General features: G+C 40.7%; 17 protein-coding genes and 1 tRNA gene. 11 read left to right on the top strand and 7 right to left on the bottom strand.

Annotation, left to right across the window (positions count from 1 at the left end):
• Nucleotides 1-4 precede the first annotated feature (4 nt).
• The 3 genes from N523_RS0103815 to alr all read left to right on the top strand — a co-directional run bounded on the left by N523_RS0103815 (nucleotide 5) and on the right by alr (nucleotide 3,514).
• The gene (locus N523_RS0103815; protein WP_024601519.1) at nucleotides 5-943 is read left to right on the top strand and encodes a DUF4097 family beta strand repeat-containing protein; all 939 of its coding nucleotides are present in this window, start codon (nucleotides 5-7) and stop codon (nucleotides 941-943) included.
• Nucleotides 944-1,055: 112 nt separating this feature from the next.
• On the top strand, nucleotides 1,056-2,435 hold the full coding sequence (dnaB, locus tag N523_RS0103810) for a replicative DNA helicase (protein WP_016900130.1): 1,380 nt from the start codon (nucleotides 1,056-1,058) through the stop codon (nucleotides 2,433-2,435).
• Complete coding sequence (gene alr / locus N523_RS0103805) at nucleotides 2,435-3,514, top strand: alanine racemase (protein WP_016900131.1); 1,080 nt, start codon at nucleotides 2,435-2,437, stop codon at nucleotides 3,512-3,514. Before dnaB ends, alr begins: the two co-directional genes overlap by 1 nt.
• Before the next feature lie 70 nt (nucleotides 3,515-3,584).
• On the opposite strand, the gene N523_RS0103800 is transcribed toward alr, so the two are convergent.
• Nucleotides 3,585-3,824 (bottom strand): DUF2960 domain-containing protein, encoded by a 240-nt coding sequence (locus tag N523_RS0103800; RefSeq protein ID WP_004588463.1) that lies wholly within the window; start codon nucleotides 3,822-3,824, stop codon nucleotides 3,585-3,587.
• Between the two features lie 100 nt (nucleotides 3,825-3,924).
• Between N523_RS0103800 and N523_RS0103795 the strand changes: the two genes are divergently transcribed.
• The 3 genes from N523_RS0103795 to N523_RS0103785 are packed head-to-tail and all read left to right on the top strand — an operon-like array spanning nucleotide 3,925 to nucleotide 5,637.
• Entirely contained in the window at nucleotides 3,925-4,176 is a 252-nt protein-coding gene (locus N523_RS0103795; RefSeq protein ID WP_008110382.1) for a hypothetical protein, read from the top strand.
• 30 nt (nucleotides 4,177-4,206) lie between these two features.
• On the top strand, nucleotides 4,207-4,830 hold the full coding sequence (pnuC, locus tag N523_RS0103790) for a nicotinamide riboside transporter PnuC (protein ID WP_013464158.1): 624 nt from the start codon (nucleotides 4,207-4,209) through the stop codon (nucleotides 4,828-4,830).
• A 3-nt stretch (nucleotides 4,831-4,833) separates the two neighbouring features.
• Complete coding sequence (locus N523_RS0103785; protein ID WP_028834365.1) at nucleotides 4,834-5,637, top strand: phosphotransferase family protein; 804 nt, start codon at nucleotides 4,834-4,836, stop codon at nucleotides 5,635-5,637.
• Here N523_RS0103785 and N523_RS0103780 read toward each other — a convergent pair.
• The gene (locus tag N523_RS0103780) at nucleotides 5,634-5,816 is read right to left on the bottom strand and encodes a hypothetical protein (RefSeq protein ID WP_008110377.1); all 183 of its coding nucleotides are present in this window, start codon (nucleotides 5,814-5,816) and stop codon (nucleotides 5,634-5,636) included. The genes N523_RS0103785 and N523_RS0103780 overlap by 4 nt on opposite strands.
• Nucleotides 5,817-6,053: 237 nt before the next feature.
• Here N523_RS0103780 and N523_RS0103775 point away from each other — a divergent pair.
• Both N523_RS0103775 and N523_RS0103770 read left to right on the top strand, forming a co-directional pair.
• Nucleotides 6,054-6,128, top strand: a tRNA-Arg gene (locus N523_RS0103775).
• A 284-nt stretch (nucleotides 6,129-6,412) separates the two neighbouring features.
• On the top strand, nucleotides 6,413-7,630 hold the full coding sequence (locus tag N523_RS0103770; RefSeq protein ID WP_013464161.1) for an HD-GYP domain-containing protein: 1,218 nt from the start codon (nucleotides 6,413-6,415) through the stop codon (nucleotides 7,628-7,630).
• On the opposite strand, the gene N523_RS19265 is transcribed toward N523_RS0103770, so the two are convergent.
• Nucleotides 7,590-7,910: a hypothetical protein gene (locus N523_RS19265; RefSeq protein ID WP_081745107.1), complete on the bottom strand. Its 321-nt coding sequence runs from the start codon at nucleotides 7,908-7,910 to the stop codon at nucleotides 7,590-7,592. The two genes, N523_RS0103770 and N523_RS19265, sit on opposite strands and share 41 nt — an antisense overlap.
• Before the next feature lie 282 nt (nucleotides 7,911-8,192).
• Between N523_RS19265 and N523_RS0103760 the strand changes: the two genes are divergently transcribed.
• The gene (locus tag N523_RS0103760; protein ID WP_028834364.1) at nucleotides 8,193-9,494 is read left to right on the top strand and encodes an outer membrane protein transport protein; all 1,302 of its coding nucleotides are present in this window, start codon (nucleotides 8,193-8,195) and stop codon (nucleotides 9,492-9,494) included.
• A 122-nt stretch (nucleotides 9,495-9,616) separates the two neighbouring features.
• Here N523_RS0103760 and N523_RS0103755 read toward each other — a convergent pair whose 3' ends face one another.
• From N523_RS0103755 to pepA, 3 genes are all read right to left on the bottom strand, one after another.
• Nucleotides 9,617-12,469 (bottom strand): valine--tRNA ligase, encoded by a 2,853-nt coding sequence (locus N523_RS0103755; protein WP_028834363.1) that lies wholly within the window; start codon nucleotides 12,467-12,469, stop codon nucleotides 9,617-9,619.
• A 58-nt stretch (nucleotides 12,470-12,527) separates the two neighbouring features.
• The gene (locus tag N523_RS0103750; protein ID WP_013464165.1) at nucleotides 12,528-12,974 is read right to left on the bottom strand and encodes a DNA polymerase III subunit chi; all 447 of its coding nucleotides are present in this window, start codon (nucleotides 12,972-12,974) and stop codon (nucleotides 12,528-12,530) included.
• A 172-nt stretch (nucleotides 12,975-13,146) separates the two neighbouring features.
• Nucleotides 13,147-14,658, bottom strand: a complete 1,512-nt coding sequence (gene pepA / locus N523_RS0103745) for a leucyl aminopeptidase (RefSeq protein ID WP_013464166.1) — start codon at nucleotides 14,656-14,658, stop codon at nucleotides 13,147-13,149.
• 307 nt (nucleotides 14,659-14,965) lie between these two features.
• Between pepA and lptF the strand changes: the two genes are divergently transcribed.
• Both lptF and lptG read left to right on the top strand, forming a co-directional pair.
• The gene (lptF, locus tag N523_RS0103740; RefSeq protein ID WP_028834362.1) at nucleotides 14,966-16,078 is read left to right on the top strand and encodes an LPS export ABC transporter permease LptF; all 1,113 of its coding nucleotides are present in this window, start codon (nucleotides 14,966-14,968) and stop codon (nucleotides 16,076-16,078) included.
• Nucleotides 16,075-17,142, top strand: coding sequence for an LPS export ABC transporter permease LptG (gene lptG / locus N523_RS0103735; RefSeq protein ID WP_016900139.1), 1,068 nt, complete (start codon nucleotides 16,075-16,077; stop codon nucleotides 17,140-17,142). Before lptF ends, lptG begins: the two co-directional genes overlap by 4 nt.
• A 113-nt stretch (nucleotides 17,143-17,255) precedes the next feature.
• Here lptG and N523_RS0103730 read toward each other — a convergent pair whose 3' ends face one another.
• Nucleotides 17,256-17,753: an RDD family protein gene (locus N523_RS0103730; RefSeq protein WP_028834361.1), complete on the bottom strand. Its 498-nt coding sequence runs from the start codon at nucleotides 17,751-17,753 to the stop codon at nucleotides 17,256-17,258.
• Between the last annotated feature and the right edge of the window lie 187 nt (nucleotides 17,754-17,940).

Here is a 17,940-nt window from a genome sequence, read left to right as displayed (position 1 = left end):
ATAAATGAAAGCAATAATACTTGGAATCGCTTTATTACCAATGGCTGTATTTGCCGGTGAAAAAATAGAACAACAAATTGAAGTACCAAACGGTGGCGTTATTCATATAGAAAATCAGCGCGGCAATGTAAATATTATGGGCTGGGAGAAAAATCAATTTAAAGTGAGCGGCGAGCTTGATGATAAAGCACAAGGCTACACTCTTAAAACACAGGGTAATAAAACTCAGTTTATTGTAAAAATGCCTGATCTTTCAAACTGGGATAATAACAATAATGGCTCAACGCTAACTATTTTCATGCCGCAAAGCAGTGCGCTGGAGTATGTTGGGGTTAACGCTTCAGTAACTGCAAAAGAGTTAAAAAGAGGCACTGAAATTGATGTAGTCAATGGCGCCATTACAGTAAATGATCTTAACGGCGATATTAAGCTTACTAGTGTTAACGGTGACATCAACGCAAAAAACCTCAGTGGTAAAGTGCAATTTGAAACTGTAAATGGCGCAATTGATGATCAGCAATCTAACGGAGAAGTTCGTTTTAATGCGGTTAATGGGAATATAAAATCAAACTCGACTGCCAATGATATTCGCTTAGAAAATGTAAACGGTGATATCAATCTTACCTTCGATGCAATCAAAGAGTTACAAATAAGCACTGTAAATGGCGAAGTTGAAGTGCGTATTAATCGCCTTTTAAGTGATGCTGATGTAAGTTTTGAATCTGTAAGTGGCAATGCTGAGTTTTACTTTCCAGCTGATTTATCGGCACAATTTGAAGTGCAAGCCCATGCCGGCGGTAAAATTGACAACCAGCTAACGAGCGACCAAGTGCAAAAAGCCAAATATGGCCCAGCAAGTGGAATTAAGTTTAATACTAATGGCACCGATGCCAGTGTAGAAATGAATACCATAAGTGGGACGATTGGACTTAAGCGTCAATAATCATCCATTTTATTTTAAGTTACAAAAAGCAGGAAAGATTTCCTGCTTTGCTATTTGCACAGCCCCGCCAAGTCGATAGAATAGAGCCATTCAATTTTAGTACTGTGAAGTTATGGCCAAACCAGATAAGCAAGTCGACACTCTTAAAGTTCCTCCCCATTCAATAGAAGCTGAACAATCTGTTTTAGGTGGTTTAATGCTTGATAATCAAGCATTTGATCGCGTAGCTGAACTTGTTGTGTCACAGGACTTTTATACCCGTACCCATAAGCTTATTTTTGAGGCAATGACAGCACTGGCTGAAATTGGCGATCCGATTGATTTAATTACTATTTCTGAAAGTTTAGAAAAAAATAATCAGCTTTCAGGGATTGGCGGCTTTGCGTATTTAGCCGAAATAGCTAAAAACACCCCAAGTGCTGCTAATATTGATGCTTACGCTAGCATTGTACGCGAACGTGCAGTTGTGCGTGAAATGATTGGTGTTGCCAATGAAATTGCTGAGGCAGGCTTTAACCCAGAAGGGCGCACAAGTCACGATTTACTCGACTTTGCTGAGAGCAAAGTATTTAAAATTGCTGAGCAACGTACAAAAAGTAGTGATGGCCCGCAAAGCATTCACAACATACTTGAAAAAACCGTTGATAAAATAGAAGAGCTTTATCAGTCACCACAAGATGGTGTTACCGGTGTAAGCACAGGTTACGCTGATTTAGATAAAATGACGACTGGTCTGCAGCCCTCAGATTTAATTATTGTAGCAGCACGTCCATCGATGGGTAAAACTACCTTTGCGATGAACCTTGCTGAGCATGCAGCAATGACCCAAGACAAGCCTGTACTTATCTACTCACTAGAGATGCCCTCTGAACAAATTATGATGAGGATGCTGGCGTCCCTTGGCCGAATTAACCAAACCAAAGTACGTACTGGTCAGCTAGATGACGATGACTGGGCGCGCCTTTCATCAACCATGGGGTTACTCATGGAAAAAGGCAAAATGTATGTTGATGACGCCTCAGGCTTAACACCCACTGATGTACGTTCACGTGCACGTCGTATTGCCCGCGATCATGGTGGTATTAGTATGATCATGGTCGATTACCTACAATTAATGCGCGTACCTAGCTTGTCAGATAATCGTACCTTAGAAATTGCCGAAATTTCACGTTCACTTAAAGCATTAGCAAAAGAATTACAGTGTCCGGTTGTTGCACTATCGCAGCTTAACCGTACCCTAGAGCAACGTGCTGATAAACGCCCAATTAACTCAGATTTGCGTGAGTCGGGCTCTATTGAGCAAGATGCCGATTTAATCATGTTTATTTATCGTGACGAAGTATACAACGAAGACAGTACTGATAAAGGTGTTGCAGAAATTATCATCGGTAAACAGCGTAACGGTCCGATTGGTAAAGTGCGCCTAACCTTCCAAGGTCAATTCTCTCGCTTTGATAATTATGCGGGGCCTGCTGTAGATGATGATTACTAATGCGCTTAGCTATTGCCGAAATTAACTTACAAGCACTTGCTCATAATTTAGCGCAAGTGCGACAGTTTGCGCCTAACAGTAAAGTTATGGCGGTATTAAAAGCCAATGCTTATGGCCATGGTTTAGTTAAAATAGCGCAGCACCTTAATGATGCCGACGCATTTGCAGTGGCACGAATAGATGAAGCGCTCGCACTTCGAGCAGGCGGGCTGACCAAGCCTATTGTGTTGTTGGAAGGTTTTTTCCATCAAGATGACTTGCCGATTTTATTAGCCAATAACTTTCAAACCATAATCCATGATGAAAACCAGCTCAGAGCACTTGAAAATGCAAAGCTCGATGCACCAATCAGTTGCTGGTTAAAAATCAATACGGGTATGCATCGTTTAGGGGTTGCACCGACGCAATTGAATGATTTTTATCAGCGCTTGCAAGCGACTAATAACGCTAAAGATACAATCAATTTAATGACGCACTTTTCCAGTGCCGATGATGTTAATGATCCCAAAACAGCTGAGCAAATTGCTTTGTTTGATTCATTAGTGCAAGGCAAACAACAAGCACATTGTTTAGCAAATTCGGCCGGTATTATTGCTTGGCCTGCCGGTCATGGCGAGTGGGTGCGTCCAGGCTTGATGATGTATGGTGTATCACCAATGCTTAACACTTCAGGCAAAGATCATCAGCTTAAGCCGGTGATGCGCTTAACTACTAAGGTTATTGCAATTCGCGATGTTGATGCTGCGCAAGGTGTTGGTTATGGTGGCAGTTGGCAAAGTGCTCAGCCGACTAAGCTTGCAGTGGTTGCTATGGGCTATGGTGATGGTTATCCGCGTCATGCTAAACATGGTACCCCAGTAGTGATTGCTGGCAAACGTTATGGTATTGCTGGCAACATCTCTATGGATATGATCAGTGTTGATATTGGTGAAAATGCTGATGGCATCAAAGTCGGCGATGAGGTAGTAATGTGGGGCCCTGAGTTGCCGGTAGAAGAAATTGCACAATGTGCTGATACTATATCTTACGAGTTATTGTGTAATATTACACCGCGCGTAAGTTATGAGTACCAGCGCTAATATTTATTTTAAAAATACCCATTAAGTTTACATTGCTAGAATGATCGTGATGCTCACTTAATCGGTATCGTTACTCTTTTATAAAGTAAATATCGCTAAAGCCCATGCGAGCAAATTCTTGATCACGAAAGTTACGCACTGCCGATGACCCTTTAGAGGTCATTTCAATTTGGCGTACCATGTTTAAGTAGTTAGTTAAATCGATACCTTCGGCAGCCGCAATAGCCTGATACATATCGTGGTATTTATCTTTGGCGAAGTTAATTTCGCGCGGTTGATTTTTAAAAGTGTAGGTAATTCTGCGTGCCATAATGAGCTCATTTAAGTTGAGTGTTAGTGTAATTTTACACTGTATTTAAGTTGCGTTGAATGATTAGTTGAAATCAAATAATTAAAAAGGTGAGTTTGAAATGAAGTTATCAGTAGAGATCAGTAAATACCCGCTCCACCAAGATTACATTCCTTTTATTAAAGGCTTTATCGACAGAGTTAATGCCTACGAAGAACTCAAAGTGATCACTAATACGATGTCGACCCAAATATTTGGTGATTATGATCTAGTTATGCAAGTGATCAGCACAGAAATTAAACATTCATATGAGCAATTTGGTAAAGCTATATTTGTGTGTAAATTTATTTCGGGCGATTTATCTCCCGAATAACCTCTTAACAAACACGGTCGTTTTATAATGATGGATTTTGTAACGCAAATACTCAGTGGTTTTACTGCTATGTCGCATTGGGAATATATTGCGGTTGCTTTGTCGATGGCGTATTTATTACTGGCCATTAAAGAGAACTTATGGTGCTGGCCTGCGGCTTTTTTTAGTACGCTTATTTATACCATTATGTATTGGAATGGCGCGCTGCTAATGGAGTCGTTACTAAACTTTTATTATATGTATATGGCGGTGTTTGGTTGGGTCGTGTGGCGCAAAGGCAAGGCTAATCAAGCGCAGCGACTAATTACATCCTGGCCGGTAAACCGACATATTATTTTAATTGTACTGACTACATTAGTGTCATTAGCAATTGGTTATGTAATGCAAAACTATACGCATGCAGATTTTGCGTATCTTGATAGTTTCACAACTTGCTTTGCTGTGGTTACTACGTATCTGGTAGCTAAAAAAGTACTAGAAAATTGGCTCTATTGGATAGTCATTGATGCGGCCTCTATGTATTTGTACTATGAAAAAGGCTATTACCCAACCCTTGTTTTATTTGTATTTTATACCGTTATGGCAGCATGGGGATTTAAAACGTGGTACGAAGAATACGAGCAAAGCCAAGCCAAGCCCATGGCGCAACTTTAATCTATGAATCAGCATTCTCAGTTAGTTAATATTTGTAGCGCGTTTTTAGTACCGAGCACAATAACCTCAACAGAGTATTTGGTTAACGGTTTAAGCAACGATAACTTTTTGATCCGTACTGACAGCCAAGCTTATTTATTAAAGTGTTATAAATCGTATTGGCCACAAGTAGGGTTACATGCCCAGTATGAGCTCAGTAAACAACAAGTTTGCTCTGCTCCCATCTGGCTTGATAAGCAAAATAAGCGCGCAGCTTTTAACTATATTGATGGCGACGTCGCGCAGTCTTATTTGGCGATGCCGCTACTGACTAAACTTGTTAAGCTTCATGCGTATACAACTAATAATGAGGCAATGAATATAGCTTTGGAATTGCAAGCCTATCAGCATTTATTAGTGTTTAAACAGTATGAAAAGCTCATAAACAAGACATTAAAAAGCATAGCCAACATGCCCGTAGATAGCGGCTTTTGCCATAACGACTTAGTCAAAGAAAATATCGTGGTAAACCCGCAAGGCGTTTATTTAATCGATTTTGAGTATGCTCAAACAAATGATGTGTATTTTGATCTTGCTGCGTTAGCGGTTAGTTTTAAATTAGATGCTTCAGGCAAGCAGGCTCTGCTTAACAATTACAAAACGCACACCCTATCAGAACAATTTTATTTATCTATGCATAAACTCAATTGCTATCAGTTAGTTTACTTACTGTTATGTATAGGTTGGTATGAGCAACGCGCTATAAACAATCAGGTTGTTGTATTGCGCGCGCAACTGGATGAGCTTATTGCTTTAATGGAGGGTTAAAGTCCGCCAAAGCGTTCCGCAAGCTCTTTGTATTTTGCTACTTCATCAGCGTCAAATTGCATTTCGCCGTTATCATCTTCTGATTTAGCGATTAATAGGCTTTCTCGAGCAAGGCGTTTAACGCGCTCTGCTTTTACACCTAAAAATTCAGCAACTTGCTCTGTTGACATTAACTTCATAATTACTTCCTCGTGTTTAATCTTTCCGTTCAGTGACAATAATAGATAATATGTGTCTAAAGCGTTACTGTTTTTTTATAGAATATAAACAAATAGCGCTTTTTTTACCTTTTGTGAAGTGATTAGTTTAAATTATAGACATGTAAACGAATCATGCTGGCATTTATACAAAGATGCCTTTATTATTGCGCATGCTAAAGCATTGATATCGCGAGTTGATGTGGCGGCAACAAATGTGCTCTCGTGGTGAAATGGATATCACGTGGCCCTCCGGAGGCTAAGTTGTAGGTTCGATCCCTACCGAGAGCGCCATTTGCGTTTAAAGTATCATTTCCTGCTTCTTCCTCAAAATACCTACAATTATTTAAATCAGTCCGCTGCCTTACCTTATTTAATTTTCGATAATAAAATATGTAGCAATCTATTTTATACCTTTAGGCGTATATTCATTGCTGAGCTTATGGTTTATTCTTGATGGTGCGTATAATTATTGATGTTAATCATTTATTATTACCCTGAACTCAAAAGCTAGACTTTTATGGCTAAATAATGCTATTTAAAGTATATATTCATTAATTATAGAAACCCTCATTTTTATGCTAATCACCTTACCTATATCAGAACTCGTTCCAGGCATGTACGTAAATAGCGTTACTAAGCAGCAGGAGAGTGTGGATGGCATAAAAATTAAAACCAGTGGTTTGGTTCGTGATAAATCAATCATTCAGCGTTTAATTACCGAAGGGGTGCTTGAGCTTCTCATCGACTTTACAAAAAGTGATGTCGCCGTACCAGCTAAATACAAAGAAAAACAAAAACCACAAGCTCCTGTAGCTAAGCAAGATAAGCCTGTTAAGGCAAAGGTTGCTATAAGCTTAGAGCAAGAGTTTGCAAAAGCCAGTGTGAGTTATGATGCGCACAACAGAAAACTACAAAGTATTTTTGGTGATTTAACATCAGGTTTGTCACTTAATATTGAAGCGCTCAATGAAATAAGTAATGAAATAGTGAGCTCTGTATTTCGTAATGAACACGCCATGACTATTTTAACTCGGATCAAAGATAAGCACAGTTACAACTGGCGTCATATGATCAACTGCACCATTTTTACAGCGGTGTTTGCTAAATACTTAGGTTATAAACGCGCTGTTGTGCAAGAGCTTGCAATGGGGGCTTTAATGCATGACTTAGGTCAGGCTAAGTTACCGCAAGGGATATTTTCCAAACCAGGAAAAGTCACGGGTAACGAAATGACGGCAATAAAAAAGCATGTCGCACAAAGCTTAGGATTGTTAAAAGGCGGAAAAGGTATTACGCCTTTAATGCTTGATATGATTGTAAATCATCATGAGCGTCTTGATGGTTCAGGCTATCCAAGAGGTGTAGATGGAAGCAAATTAAGCCGCCCAGCTCGGATCATTGCCATTGTAGACGTATACGATGCATTGACAGCAGATAGACCGCATCAAGAGGGGGATGAGCCAATTAATGCGCTTCGCTATTTGTTAGCTAACAAACAGCTGTTTGATGCAGAGTTAGTACAGTTATTTATTAAGTGTTTAGGTGTACACCCAGTAGGGACTATTGTTAAGTTAACCAATGAGCGATTAGCGTTGGTGCTAGAGGGCAATCATTCAAACCCTATCAAACCTAAAGTGAAGCTTTTTTACAACGCTAAACATAACCATCATGTTACCGCAAAAGATATAGATTTAAGCTTAAATAATAACGAGATAAAAATACAGGCAAGTGTTAAACCTGCTGATTATAAGATTAATTTGCCTCGGCTTTTAAAAGAGCATTTACTGCTTTAGCGTTACATCTTCTTTTTTCGTTTGTTTTAACAGAAATATAGCCACCCAAAAAACAACTTCCCATCAGCGTTAACCACAGTAATGTGCCTAATTCTACATGCAGCGCTAAGCAACAAAAAACCAAAGAAATAATCGCCATGGCAATGGCTGCGAGCCAATATTGATTGACAGGATTGTCACATTTCCCAGCACGCGTACACGCGCAATAATTTGCCTTATAAAAGAAATAAACACTAATGCCGCAAAAAATAAGCCCAGCAAGAATAAGTAAAATGATCACAGTTTTCTCCCTTTGTGATTTTAATTGCAGTGTAAATTGCAAAGTATTTCAAGTCAATGCAAATAAGAATTAATCTCATTAGAGTATATACTCTAATACCACACTTCTTGTCCGATGAGTTTTAAATAGTTGTTAAATTGTCGTTAAAAAACGTGTTTTTTGGCCTTTTTTAACGTTTTAGTAAGGTTTTTTATAAAAAATTAAGGTAGGGTACGCAGGTTTGAAACTCTAATAACAACACACATAGCTATCCAAACAGTAAGTTTGGCTAAGGACACAACAATGAAATTTACTAAAACTCTTATTGCGGCATCGCTGGCATTTGTTTCAGCTGATACTTTTGCAGCGGCTTTTCAGCTTGCTGAGCAAAACGTATCTGGTTTAGGTCGTGCATACGCAGGTGAAGCATCTGTAGCAGACGATGCGTCTGTGGTTGCACGTAACCCAGCATTAATGACGTTGTTTAAAGAGAAGCAACTTAGTGTTGCAGCTATGGCTGTCATTCCTGATGTGAGCCTTAAAGGCACAGGTAATGCTTACGGTTTGGATAACAGCGTACTAGATGATGACAGCATTGCACCAAGCGCGATTATTCCAGCAGGTTATTTCACTATGCCAGTAAACGATAAAGTATCGGTTGGGTTTGGTGCTTTTTCTAACTTTGGCCTTGCTACTGAGTTTAACGATGATTACGCAGCTGGCCAAATTGCCGGTGAAACTGAAATTGTTACTGTAAACATGAACGCAAGTGTTGCTTATAAAGTATCAGAGCAGTTTAGCTTTGGTATTGGTTTGAATGCAATTTATGCAGAAGCGAAGATTATCCGTAAGTTTGGTGTAGTACCTCCTGTAAACCCTGCTATTGCTTCTATTCCTGCAAGTGCTGATGCTGTTCACCTTGAAGGTGATGATATGGGCTACGGCTTAAACATCGGCTTAATGTATCAGCTAGATGAAAATAGCCGCTTTGGTTTTAACTACCGTACAGAAACAGATATTACTTTTGAAGGTGAATACTCGAATGAACTACCTTCATTTATTCCTGGTGGATTAAACGGACAGCTTGAATTACCGGGCTCTGTTGAAATTACATTGCCAGCAATTGCTGAGTTCTCAGGCTCTCATCAGTTAGACGAGAAACTAGGCGTTCACTACAGCGTATTATGGACAGGTTGGAGCAGCTTTGACTCATTAGAAGCACAAGTAACAGCGCCTACAGGTGACAAGTTCAGCGCGTTTGAAAAAACAGAAGATTTCTCTGATGCAATGCGCTACTCAATCGGTGCTGATTACCAATACAGCGAAAACTTAATGCTACGTGCCGGCTTTGCGTTTGATGAGTCGCCAGTGTCACAACAACATTTATCAATTTCTATTCCTGATACAGACCGTTTCTGGTTCTCGTTCGGTGGTAACTACGCGATTGATCAAAACTCAAATGTTGATTTGGGTGTGAGTGTATTACGTGGTAAAACGCAAAAGTTCACTGAAAAAGTAGAAAGCGAAACGCTACCTCAGCAATGGTCTTTTGAATCAAAAGGTCATGCAGTACTTATTGGTGCTCAGTATAACTACACGTTCTAATTCTGCCTAGAGCCTAGAGCCTAGACATAAAAAAGCCGCTTACTTCAAATGAAGTAATCGGCTTTTTTTATACTTATAAATTAACTGTTTACGAATGGCATAAGCCATCCGTAACGGTTTAATTATAAGCTTTCAATCTTAGTTTTTTGCTCAAGTAGCTTAGTTTTAGCATCGGTAAATTCAGCTAGCTTAGCATTTTCTTTAGCCAGTACGGCTTCAGGTGCGTTGTTAACAAACTTTTCGTTAGCGAGTTTGTTTTGCACTTGGGCTAGCCCTTTTTCTGCTTTTTCAAGTTGCTTGTTAATACGTGCAAGCTCGGCTTCAACGTCAATTAAGCCCGCCATTGGGATCATAATCTCAAGATTGCCAACATAAGAGGTCGCACACGCTGGAGCATCGTCTTTGTTTTCAAGCAGGGTAAACGCTTCAAGCTTAGCTAATGACGCTAGGAATGATTCATTCTCGTTTATACGGCGTACATCATCGCTTGATGCGTTAGCCAGTAAAACGCTAAGTGGTTTACTTGGGCTGATATCCATTTCACCACGAATATTACGAATCGCTAAAATGAATTGCTTAACCCACTCTAAATCGTCCATTGCTTGTGCATCAACATTGGCTTGGTTATAAACAGGGAAACCCTGAACCATAATACTGGTACCCGCTGTTTCAAGGCCTGCAAGTGGCGCAACACGTTGCCAAATCGTTTCTGTGATGTAAGGCATCATTGGGTGCATTAAACGCAGTAAGCTTTCAAGTACGGTAATAAGGGTATGACGTGTACCGCGTTGCTGTGCTTCATTACCTTTAAATAATACCGGCTTCGTCAGCTCTAAGTACCAATCACAGAACTGGTTCCAGGTGAATTCATAAAGCGTGTTCGCCGCTAAATCAAAACGGTAGTTATCAAGGTGTTCGGTGCAGGTTTTAACCGTTGCTTCATATTGGCCTAAAATCCAACGATCAGCTAACGAGTACTGTTTTTCACTGTCGTTAAAGCCACAGTCTTGCTCTTCTGTGTTCATTAATACGTAACGGCTTGCGTTCCACAATTTATTACAGAAGTTACGGTAACCTTCAAGACGGTTCATATCCCAGTTGATATCACGACCGGTTGATGCCATGGCAGCTAAAGTAAAGCGCAGTGCGTCGGTACCGTGTGCTTCAATACCGTTTGCAAATACTTTGCGGGTATCTTTTTCAATTTTAGCGGCAAGTTTAGGCTGCATCATATTACCAGTACGCTTTTGTACTAAGTCTTCAAGGCCAATGCCATCAATCATGTCTAGTGGGTCAAGTACGTTACCTTTTGACTTAGACATTTTATCGCCGTTATCGTCACGTATTAAACCAGTTACATAAACTGTTTTGAATGGCACTTGTGATTTACCATTTTCATCTTTTATAAAGTGCAGCGTCATCATGATCATACGTGCAACCCAGAAGAAAATGATATCAAAACCGGTTACCAACACGTCAGATGGGTGGAAAGTTTTTAAGTCATCAGTATTCTCTGGCCAACCTTGAGTTGAGAACGTCCACAGTGCTGATGAGAACCAGGTATCAAGAACGTCTTCGTCTTGGCTTAGTGCTACGCTATCTGCAATATTGTTGTCGCGGCGTACTTCTGCTTCATCACGACCAACGTATACGTTGCCTTCGCTATCGTACCAAGCTGGAATACGGTGACCCCACCAAAGCTGACGTGAAATACACCAATCTTGTACGTCATTCATCCACGAAAAGTACATGTTTTCGTATTGCTTAGGTACAAATTGAATGTTGCCGTTTTTAACTGCGTCTTTTGCAGGTTCAGCAAGTGGTGCAACACGCACATACCACTGATCAGTTAGTAGTGGTTCGATAACAACACCAGAACGGTCACCGTAAGGAACGGTTAAGCCGTGGTCTTCAATTTTTTCAAGTAGGCCGAGCTCTTCAAATTCAGCAACAATGGCTTTTCGTGCGTCAAAACGGTCAAGGCCATGCAGGCGCTCAGGAATAGGCGCGTCAAATTCAAGTTCTTTACCATCAAAGGTGTAGGTTTCACCTTTTGTTAAAATAGCCGCGTCTTTATCGAAGATATTAATCATCGGCATTTGATGACGTTTACCTACTTCGTTATCGTTAAAGTCGTGCGCAGGGGTGATTTTTACACAGCCTGTACCTTTGTCTTTATCGGCATGTTCATCGGCAACAATTTTAATACGACGATTAACAATCGGTAGTAAAATCTCTTTACCGATTAGGTCTTGATAGCGCTCGTCATCTGGGTTTACTGCAACCCCTGAGTCACCCAGCATGGTTTCTGGGCGCGTGGTTGCAACAACAATGTAGTCTTTACCGTCTTGTGTTTTTACGCCATCAGCAAGTGGATAACGTAAGTTCCACATGTGGCCTTGTTTGTCTTTGTTTTCAACTTCAAGATCAGAAATCGCCGTGTGTAATTTTGGATCCCAGTTTACTAGGCGTTTACCGCGGTAAATTAGGTTTTCTTTATGAAGGCGTACAAACACTTCTTTAACAGCTTCTGATAGGCCATCGTCCATGGTAAAGCGTTCACGGTCCCAATCAACAGAAGCACCAAGGCGACGAAGTTGTTTTGTAATCGTGCCACCAGACTCGTTTTTCCATTCCCAAATTTTATCGATGAATGCATCACGGCCTAAATCGTGGCGTGTTTTACCTTCTTCTGCCGCAAGCTTACGCTCTACTAGCATTTGTGTGGCAATACCTGCGTGGTCAGTACCTACTTGCCACAACGTATTGTTACCTTGCATACGTTTAAAGCGCGTTAAGGTATCCATGATAGTATCTTGGAAAGCGTGGCCCATGTGTAAGCTACCCGTGACATTTGGCGGCGGGATCATAATTGAATATGGGGTGCCTTGGCCAGATGGCTTAAAGTAGCCTTTTTGTTCCCAGTCTTGATAGAGAGACTGTTCAATATCTTGCGGATTGTAGGTTTTATCCATTACACAGAACCTTAAATAAGTACTTAAATGAGTTAGTTAGCTTTGTACGCAGTGAGCGTTAGCGATTAATATCTTGCGTGGTGATATTGGCACCGAGTTGGCGTAGTTTTTTAAAGCGCTCACGAGCGGCTTGTTTGGCTACGGGCTCTACGGGTACAAAATCAAAAACTTGGTTAAACCGACGAATAAAATCCGGTAAGTGATTGGCCAAGTTAATTAATACTTTACGATTACCAACGGGTGGTGTTGTGCCTATTTCTACAGGTGCGCCGCCTTTTGGGCCTTCGCCTTGTAAATTGTGAGGTACAAAACTGTCGGCATCAAATGTCCAAATAGTTTCGTCAATGCTGTTGGCGGTTTCTTCGCTATCTACAAAAATAAATACGCGTTGACCAAGCCGATACTGTTGCCCAGCTATTTGAGCTGCTAAAGCAAAGTGATCATCGGCTTTAGCTAATGACTCATCTTGTTGCTTTAAAATGAAAAACTGGGCATTCATGTTCATTGTATCGGGATTTCCCATGACATTGATTGTGCTGTTATTAAATACACACAAATTAAGAAGGGGATTTTGCCATATAACGGGGTTTGCTTCAATTAATACCCAATAAATAAGGCGCTTTAAAAGCGCCTTATTTTATACTCTACATTGAGCTGTGAAGCCCTGTGTTAGTTTGTTAGTCGTGAGTTGCTTCGCTAATACCAGCTCGGTTTAATAAATACTGAGTCAGCATAGGAACAGGACGACCTGTTGCGCCTTTTTTAGCGCCGCTGCGCCATGCAGTACCGGCAATATCTAAATGAGCCCAATTATACTTTTTAGTAAATTTAGATAAGAAACAGGCCGCGGTAATAGTACCTGCTGCGCGCCCACCTAAATTAGTAAAGTCGGCAAACGGGCTTTCAAGTTGATCTTGATAATCATCCCATAATGGCAGTTGCCATGCACGATCGCCACTTTGCTCAGACGCTTTTAATAAATCATGCGCCAGTGGATTATGATTAGCTAATAAACCCGTAGCATGGGCACCTAAAGCAACAATACATGCACCGGTTAAGGTTGCAACATCAATCACGGTTTCTGGTTCAAAACGTTCAACATAGGTCAGCGCATCACATAATACTAAACGGCCTTCGGCATCGGTGTTAAGTACTTCAACCGTTTGCCCAGACATAGTTGTTAGTATGTCTCCTGGGCGATAGGCGTTTGAGCTTGGCATGTTTTCACAGCCGGCTAAAACTCCAATTACGTTTATAGGTAGCTGCATTTGTGCAAGCGAGCGCATAGCGCCAATAACACCAGCTGCGCCCCCCATGTCGTATTTCATTTCATCCATGCCTTCGCCTGGTTTTAATGAAATACCGCCTGAGTCAAAGGTTAAGCCTTTACCAACGAGAACGATAGGCGCTTGGTCATCGCTTGCGCCTTTGTAGTTAATTACCGACATAACTGATTCGTTATCACTGCCACGACCTACTGCTAGGTATGAGTTCATTCCTAGTTCGGCCATTTTATCTTCGCCAATTAGCTCAACAGTGATGTTATCAAAATTAGCTTCCAGTTCTTTGGCTTGCTCGCCAAGGTACGCTGGATTACAAATATTAGGCGGCATATTAGCAACGTCTTTACACAGCTTACTACCTGCTGCAATCGCTAAACCATGCTCAATAGCACTTTCGCCTATAGTCAGTTCACGGCGCGTAGGCACATTAAACACCATTTTACGTAGTGGGCGGCGAGGGTCTACTTTTTTACTTTTCAGCTGATTAAAGGTGTAAAGGCAATCTTGTGTTGTTTCAACAGCTTGACGTACTTTCCAATAGGTATCACGCCCTTTAACATGTTGTTCAGTTAAAAAACACACGGCCTCCATTGAACCCGTTTCGTTTAGCGTGTTGATAGTTTTAGAAATAATTTGCTTATATTGTTTATCGTCGAGTTCGCGTTCTTTACCGCAGCCAACAAGTAAAATACGTTCGCTTAAAATATTGGGCACATGATGCAATAGTAGTACTTGTCCTGGCTTACCTTCTAAGTCGCCACGGCGTAATAAATTAGAGATATAACCATCGCTAATTTTATCAAGTTGTTCACCAATGGGGGATAACCTGCGTGGTTCATACACACCCACAACAATACACGCACTGCGTTGTTTTTCTGGGCTACCACTTTTTACGTTGAATTCCATTGTCACTCCTGATTTTGAGTCATCTATAGAAGCTAAATTGGGACTAAAAATGTGTTTTCTAGTCTTTTTACCTAAATTTTTAGGTCTAGCGCTAATATTAGTAGATTTTACTCGACTCTTACTGTGTATTTGAACTTTATATGCTTAAGGGTAACTAATGCAACATTATATCGTGATGTTAGGTAGGATAATTAATATTGATGGCTTATAATATGTGCTTAATACTCATTTAAAATGAGTGAATTAACTAGTTCACTCATCGTTTTTTATTATTATATTGAAATTCCATGTTTAACAGGGGCGAATGTTGCTAATTTTCCGTTATTTGACCACTGAGGTTTTAAAATCGCAGGTCGCCGTATTTTTAACTTTAATGACCATATTTTTGTCGCAAAAGTTTGTTGTTATTCTTGGTGATGCCTCAGAGGGGAGCATCCCAGCAAAACTCGTTTTCGCAATGATTGCGCTTAAGTTGCCACAGTTAGCATCATTAATTTTACCTCTGAGTTTATTTTTAGGAATTATTTTAGCTTATAGCCGTATTTACGCTGACAGTGAAATGACGGTACTTAAAGCTTGTGGCGTGAGTGAGTGGTATGTGGTGCGCATTACGCTTATTTCTAGTGTCATCTTAGCGTTACTCGCCGCGGTACTTACCTTGTATGTTGCACCTTGGGCTAGCGAGCAAGAATATCAATTAAAAGAGCAAGCAAAGGCGGATGCTGGATTATCGGCGCTTAGAGCTGGGCGTTTTCAACAAACCGGTAACGAAAAAGCCGTGGTATTTATTCATAATATTGAAAATGGCGGCAAAGAACTTAATAAAGTATTTGTTGCTCAGTTGCCAGATAGTGAAAAAGGCGATTTAGCGCGTTTAGTATACGCTGAGCAAGGCGTTGTAATTGAAGCACAAAATGGTGAGCAGCAGTTAGTACTTACTGATGGTAAACGCTACGAAACTGATGGCGAAGCGCCTTCGCTTAACTTAACTGAGTTTGATGGTTACAGCGTACAAATTCGCGAACAAGAAATAGAGCATCAACGTCGTAAATTAGAAGCTGTGCCAACCCGTGAACTTATTTCAATTAATACTCCCGAAGCAATTGCACAGTGGCAGTGGCGTTTAGCGATCCCACTTTCCATTCCGTTATTAACTTTGCTGGCCGTGCCTTTGAGTGTAGTAAACCCTCGCCAAGGTAAATTTGCAAAATTGGTACCCGCTATCAGCTTGTATTTAGGTTATTTTATTTTACTTAATGCGGCCAAATTTGCAGTAGAGGATGGCAAAATTCCGCCATCAATTGGACTGTGGTGGATTCATTTAAGTGCATTATTTATTGGTAGCTTATTAATTATTAGAGGTCGTCCATTGGGTGCTTGGCTTAAAGCTGTCGTCACTAAGCGGGAGCAAAACCTATGATGAAAACACTTGATTGGTACTTAGGTCGTAGCATTTTGCAAACCACAGGGTTTGCGTTAATGGTGCTCGTGGGTATTAGTACATTAATAAAGTTTATTGAGCAGCTTAAATCTGTAGGGCGCGGGAGCTACGATATAATGACTGCCATGCTGTACACTATTTACAGTATTCCAGATGATTTAGTGGTGTTTTTTCCTATGGCTGCACTTATTGGTGGCTTAACTGGATTAGGAGCGCTTGCCTCAAATAGTGAGTTGGTAGTAATGCAAGCGGCGGGGATGTCGCGTTTACAAATTATTGGCTCAGTAATGAAAACAGCTATTTTTATGGCATTGTGCGTAATGGCTTTAGGCGAGTGGGGCGCTCCTGCTGCACAGCTGCACGCTAAGGAAATGCGTAATCAAGCGATTCATGGTGGTGATGTGTTTAATGCGCAAAAAGGAGTATGGGCTAAAGATGGTAATAACTTCATTAACATTGAAGATGTTGACCAAAATGGCATGCTGCGCGGCGTTAATATGTATCATTTTGATAAATCGTTATCACTAACACAAATCACCAAAGCAAAAGAAGCCGTAGGGCGAGATAGTGGTTGGCTATTGCGCGATGTAAATAAAGTGATGATCAGTGAAGAGTTAATTACCACTGAACAAGTTTCTGAAGAGTTTTATCCGTCGCAGCTTACCGCCGAAAAGCTAGGCGTGGTATCGGTAAAACCAGAATCACTGTCGTTTTCCGGGCTATGGTCATATTTAGCTTACTTACAACAAAATGAGCAAGACACCAGCACCTACGATTTAGCGCTCTGGCGTAAATTAATGCAGCCCGTGTCTATTGCCGTAATGTTGTTGGTTGCCTTGTCGTTTATATTTGGTCCGCTGCGAACTGTAACTATGGGGGCACGAATTATTATGGGGGTGGTAACCGGTATTGTGTTCCACCTAACCAACGAGATATTTGGCCCTGTGGTAATGGTATATCAAATTCCAGCGATTATAGGAGCCGTTTTGCCGAGCATTTTATTTACTGGGTTTGCAGCTTATTTAATGAATAAGCGGGTGTAGCTAAATTTAAAGCTTATATAAAAAACGCGGCCTTTGTAAAAAGCGCCGCGTTTTTTATGCTTTAACTTGAGGTTATACCAATTCGCTTAATTAAGTATTATTGCGGATTGATATCATAGTTCGCGATAAACGCGTTTATTTTCTTCTTTGGTGAGCGTAACCACTTCGGTTTTTGATAAGTAATCTTGTAGTGCTTTTTTATTTTTAAAATCCACTAATACCACTAAATTACCTAAACCCAGCAATGCGCTGATACTGCGGATAATGGCTTGTGGCCAGCTAATTAAGTTTCCCTGATGGGTTTGTACTTTTAATCGCCACGCACGCATACCGATTGTTTGCCCGCTTTTAGTCCAAAAATAACCAAAAAACATCAAACCAACCAGAACTAACAGTGAGCTGCGAATCCCTGAAAGTAACAGTGAGTCCTGAATACGTGCTGAGACATCTTCAGCGCCATTAAGAGCAATAACATCAAGGGAAATAAGCCCTTGAATAGCAAATAAATACAATACCACCGTTAGCATCGCAAAAGCGATAATAGCTAATGTATCGTACACCAATGACGCAAAACGGCGCCAAAACCCTGCCCGTGGAAACTCAGCCAACATAAATATACTCTCACTGTTAATGTGCGCGATAGTTTAGCAAATAAGCCGTCAAATACTACCTATTACGCTACGTGCTTAACTCGATATTGGCTCAAATGTTAATGGGTGCCTAAATGTTAAGCGGTTGATCATGCTTAATACATAAAACGCTTGCCGCTTTGCTTATTGTTTGTATAATGCTAGGCAA

It is taken from the genome of Pseudoalteromonas sp. 23_GOM-1509m (assembly GCF_000518425.1).
In the GTDB taxonomy this organism is placed as follows: Bacteria; Pseudomonadota; Gammaproteobacteria; order Enterobacterales; family Alteromonadaceae; genus Pseudoalteromonas; species Pseudoalteromonas tetraodonis.
Note: the sequence above shows the minus strand (reverse complement) of the source record. Positions and strands in the feature narration are given on the sequence as shown.

What these genes read in the sequence shown, in the direction of transcription:
- N523_RS0103770 (WP_013464161.1), top strand. Translation starts at nt 6,413, where the DNA reads ATGCTAATCACCTTACCTATATCAGAACTCGTTCCAGGCATGTACGTA.
- dnaB (WP_016900130.1), top strand. Translation starts at nt 1,056, where the DNA reads ATGGCCAAACCAGATAAGCAAGTCGACACTCTTAAAGTTCCTCCCCAT.
- N523_RS0103800 (WP_004588463.1), bottom strand. Translation starts at nt 3,824, where the DNA reads ATGGCACGCAGAATTACCTACACTTTTAAAAATCAACCGCGCGAAATT.
- alr (WP_016900131.1), top strand. Translation starts at nt 2,435, where the DNA reads ATGCGCTTAGCTATTGCCGAAATTAACTTACAAGCACTTGCTCATAAT.
- N523_RS0103780 (WP_008110377.1), bottom strand. Translation starts at nt 5,816, where the DNA reads ATGAAGTTAATGTCAACAGAGCAAGTTGCTGAATTTTTAGGTGTAAAA.
- N523_RS0103815 (WP_024601519.1), top strand. Translation starts at nt 5, where the DNA reads ATGAAAGCAATAATACTTGGAATCGCTTTATTACCAATGGCTGTATTT.
- pnuC (WP_013464158.1), top strand. Translation starts at nt 4,207, where the DNA reads ATGGATTTTGTAACGCAAATACTCAGTGGTTTTACTGCTATGTCGCAT.
- pepA (WP_013464166.1), bottom strand. Translation starts at nt 14,658, where the DNA reads ATGGAATTCAACGTAAAAAGTGGTAGCCCAGAAAAACAACGCAGTGCG.
- N523_RS0103795 (WP_008110382.1), top strand. Translation starts at nt 3,925, where the DNA reads ATGAAGTTATCAGTAGAGATCAGTAAATACCCGCTCCACCAAGATTAC.
- N523_RS0103750 (WP_013464165.1), bottom strand. Translation starts at nt 12,974, where the DNA reads ATGAACATGAATGCCCAGTTTTTCATTTTAAAGCAACAAGATGAGTCA.
- N523_RS0103755 (WP_028834363.1), bottom strand. Translation starts at nt 12,469, where the DNA reads ATGGATAAAACCTACAATCCGCAAGATATTGAACAGTCTCTCTATCAA.
- lptG (WP_016900139.1), top strand. Translation starts at nt 16,075, where the DNA reads ATGATGAAAACACTTGATTGGTACTTAGGTCGTAGCATTTTGCAAACC.
- N523_RS0103785 (WP_028834365.1), top strand. Translation starts at nt 4,834, where the DNA reads ATGAATCAGCATTCTCAGTTAGTTAATATTTGTAGCGCGTTTTTAGTA.
- N523_RS0103760 (WP_028834364.1), top strand. Translation starts at nt 8,193, where the DNA reads ATGAAATTTACTAAAACTCTTATTGCGGCATCGCTGGCATTTGTTTCA.
- N523_RS0103730 (WP_028834361.1), bottom strand. Translation starts at nt 17,753, where the DNA reads ATGTTGGCTGAGTTTCCACGGGCAGGGTTTTGGCGCCGTTTTGCGTCA.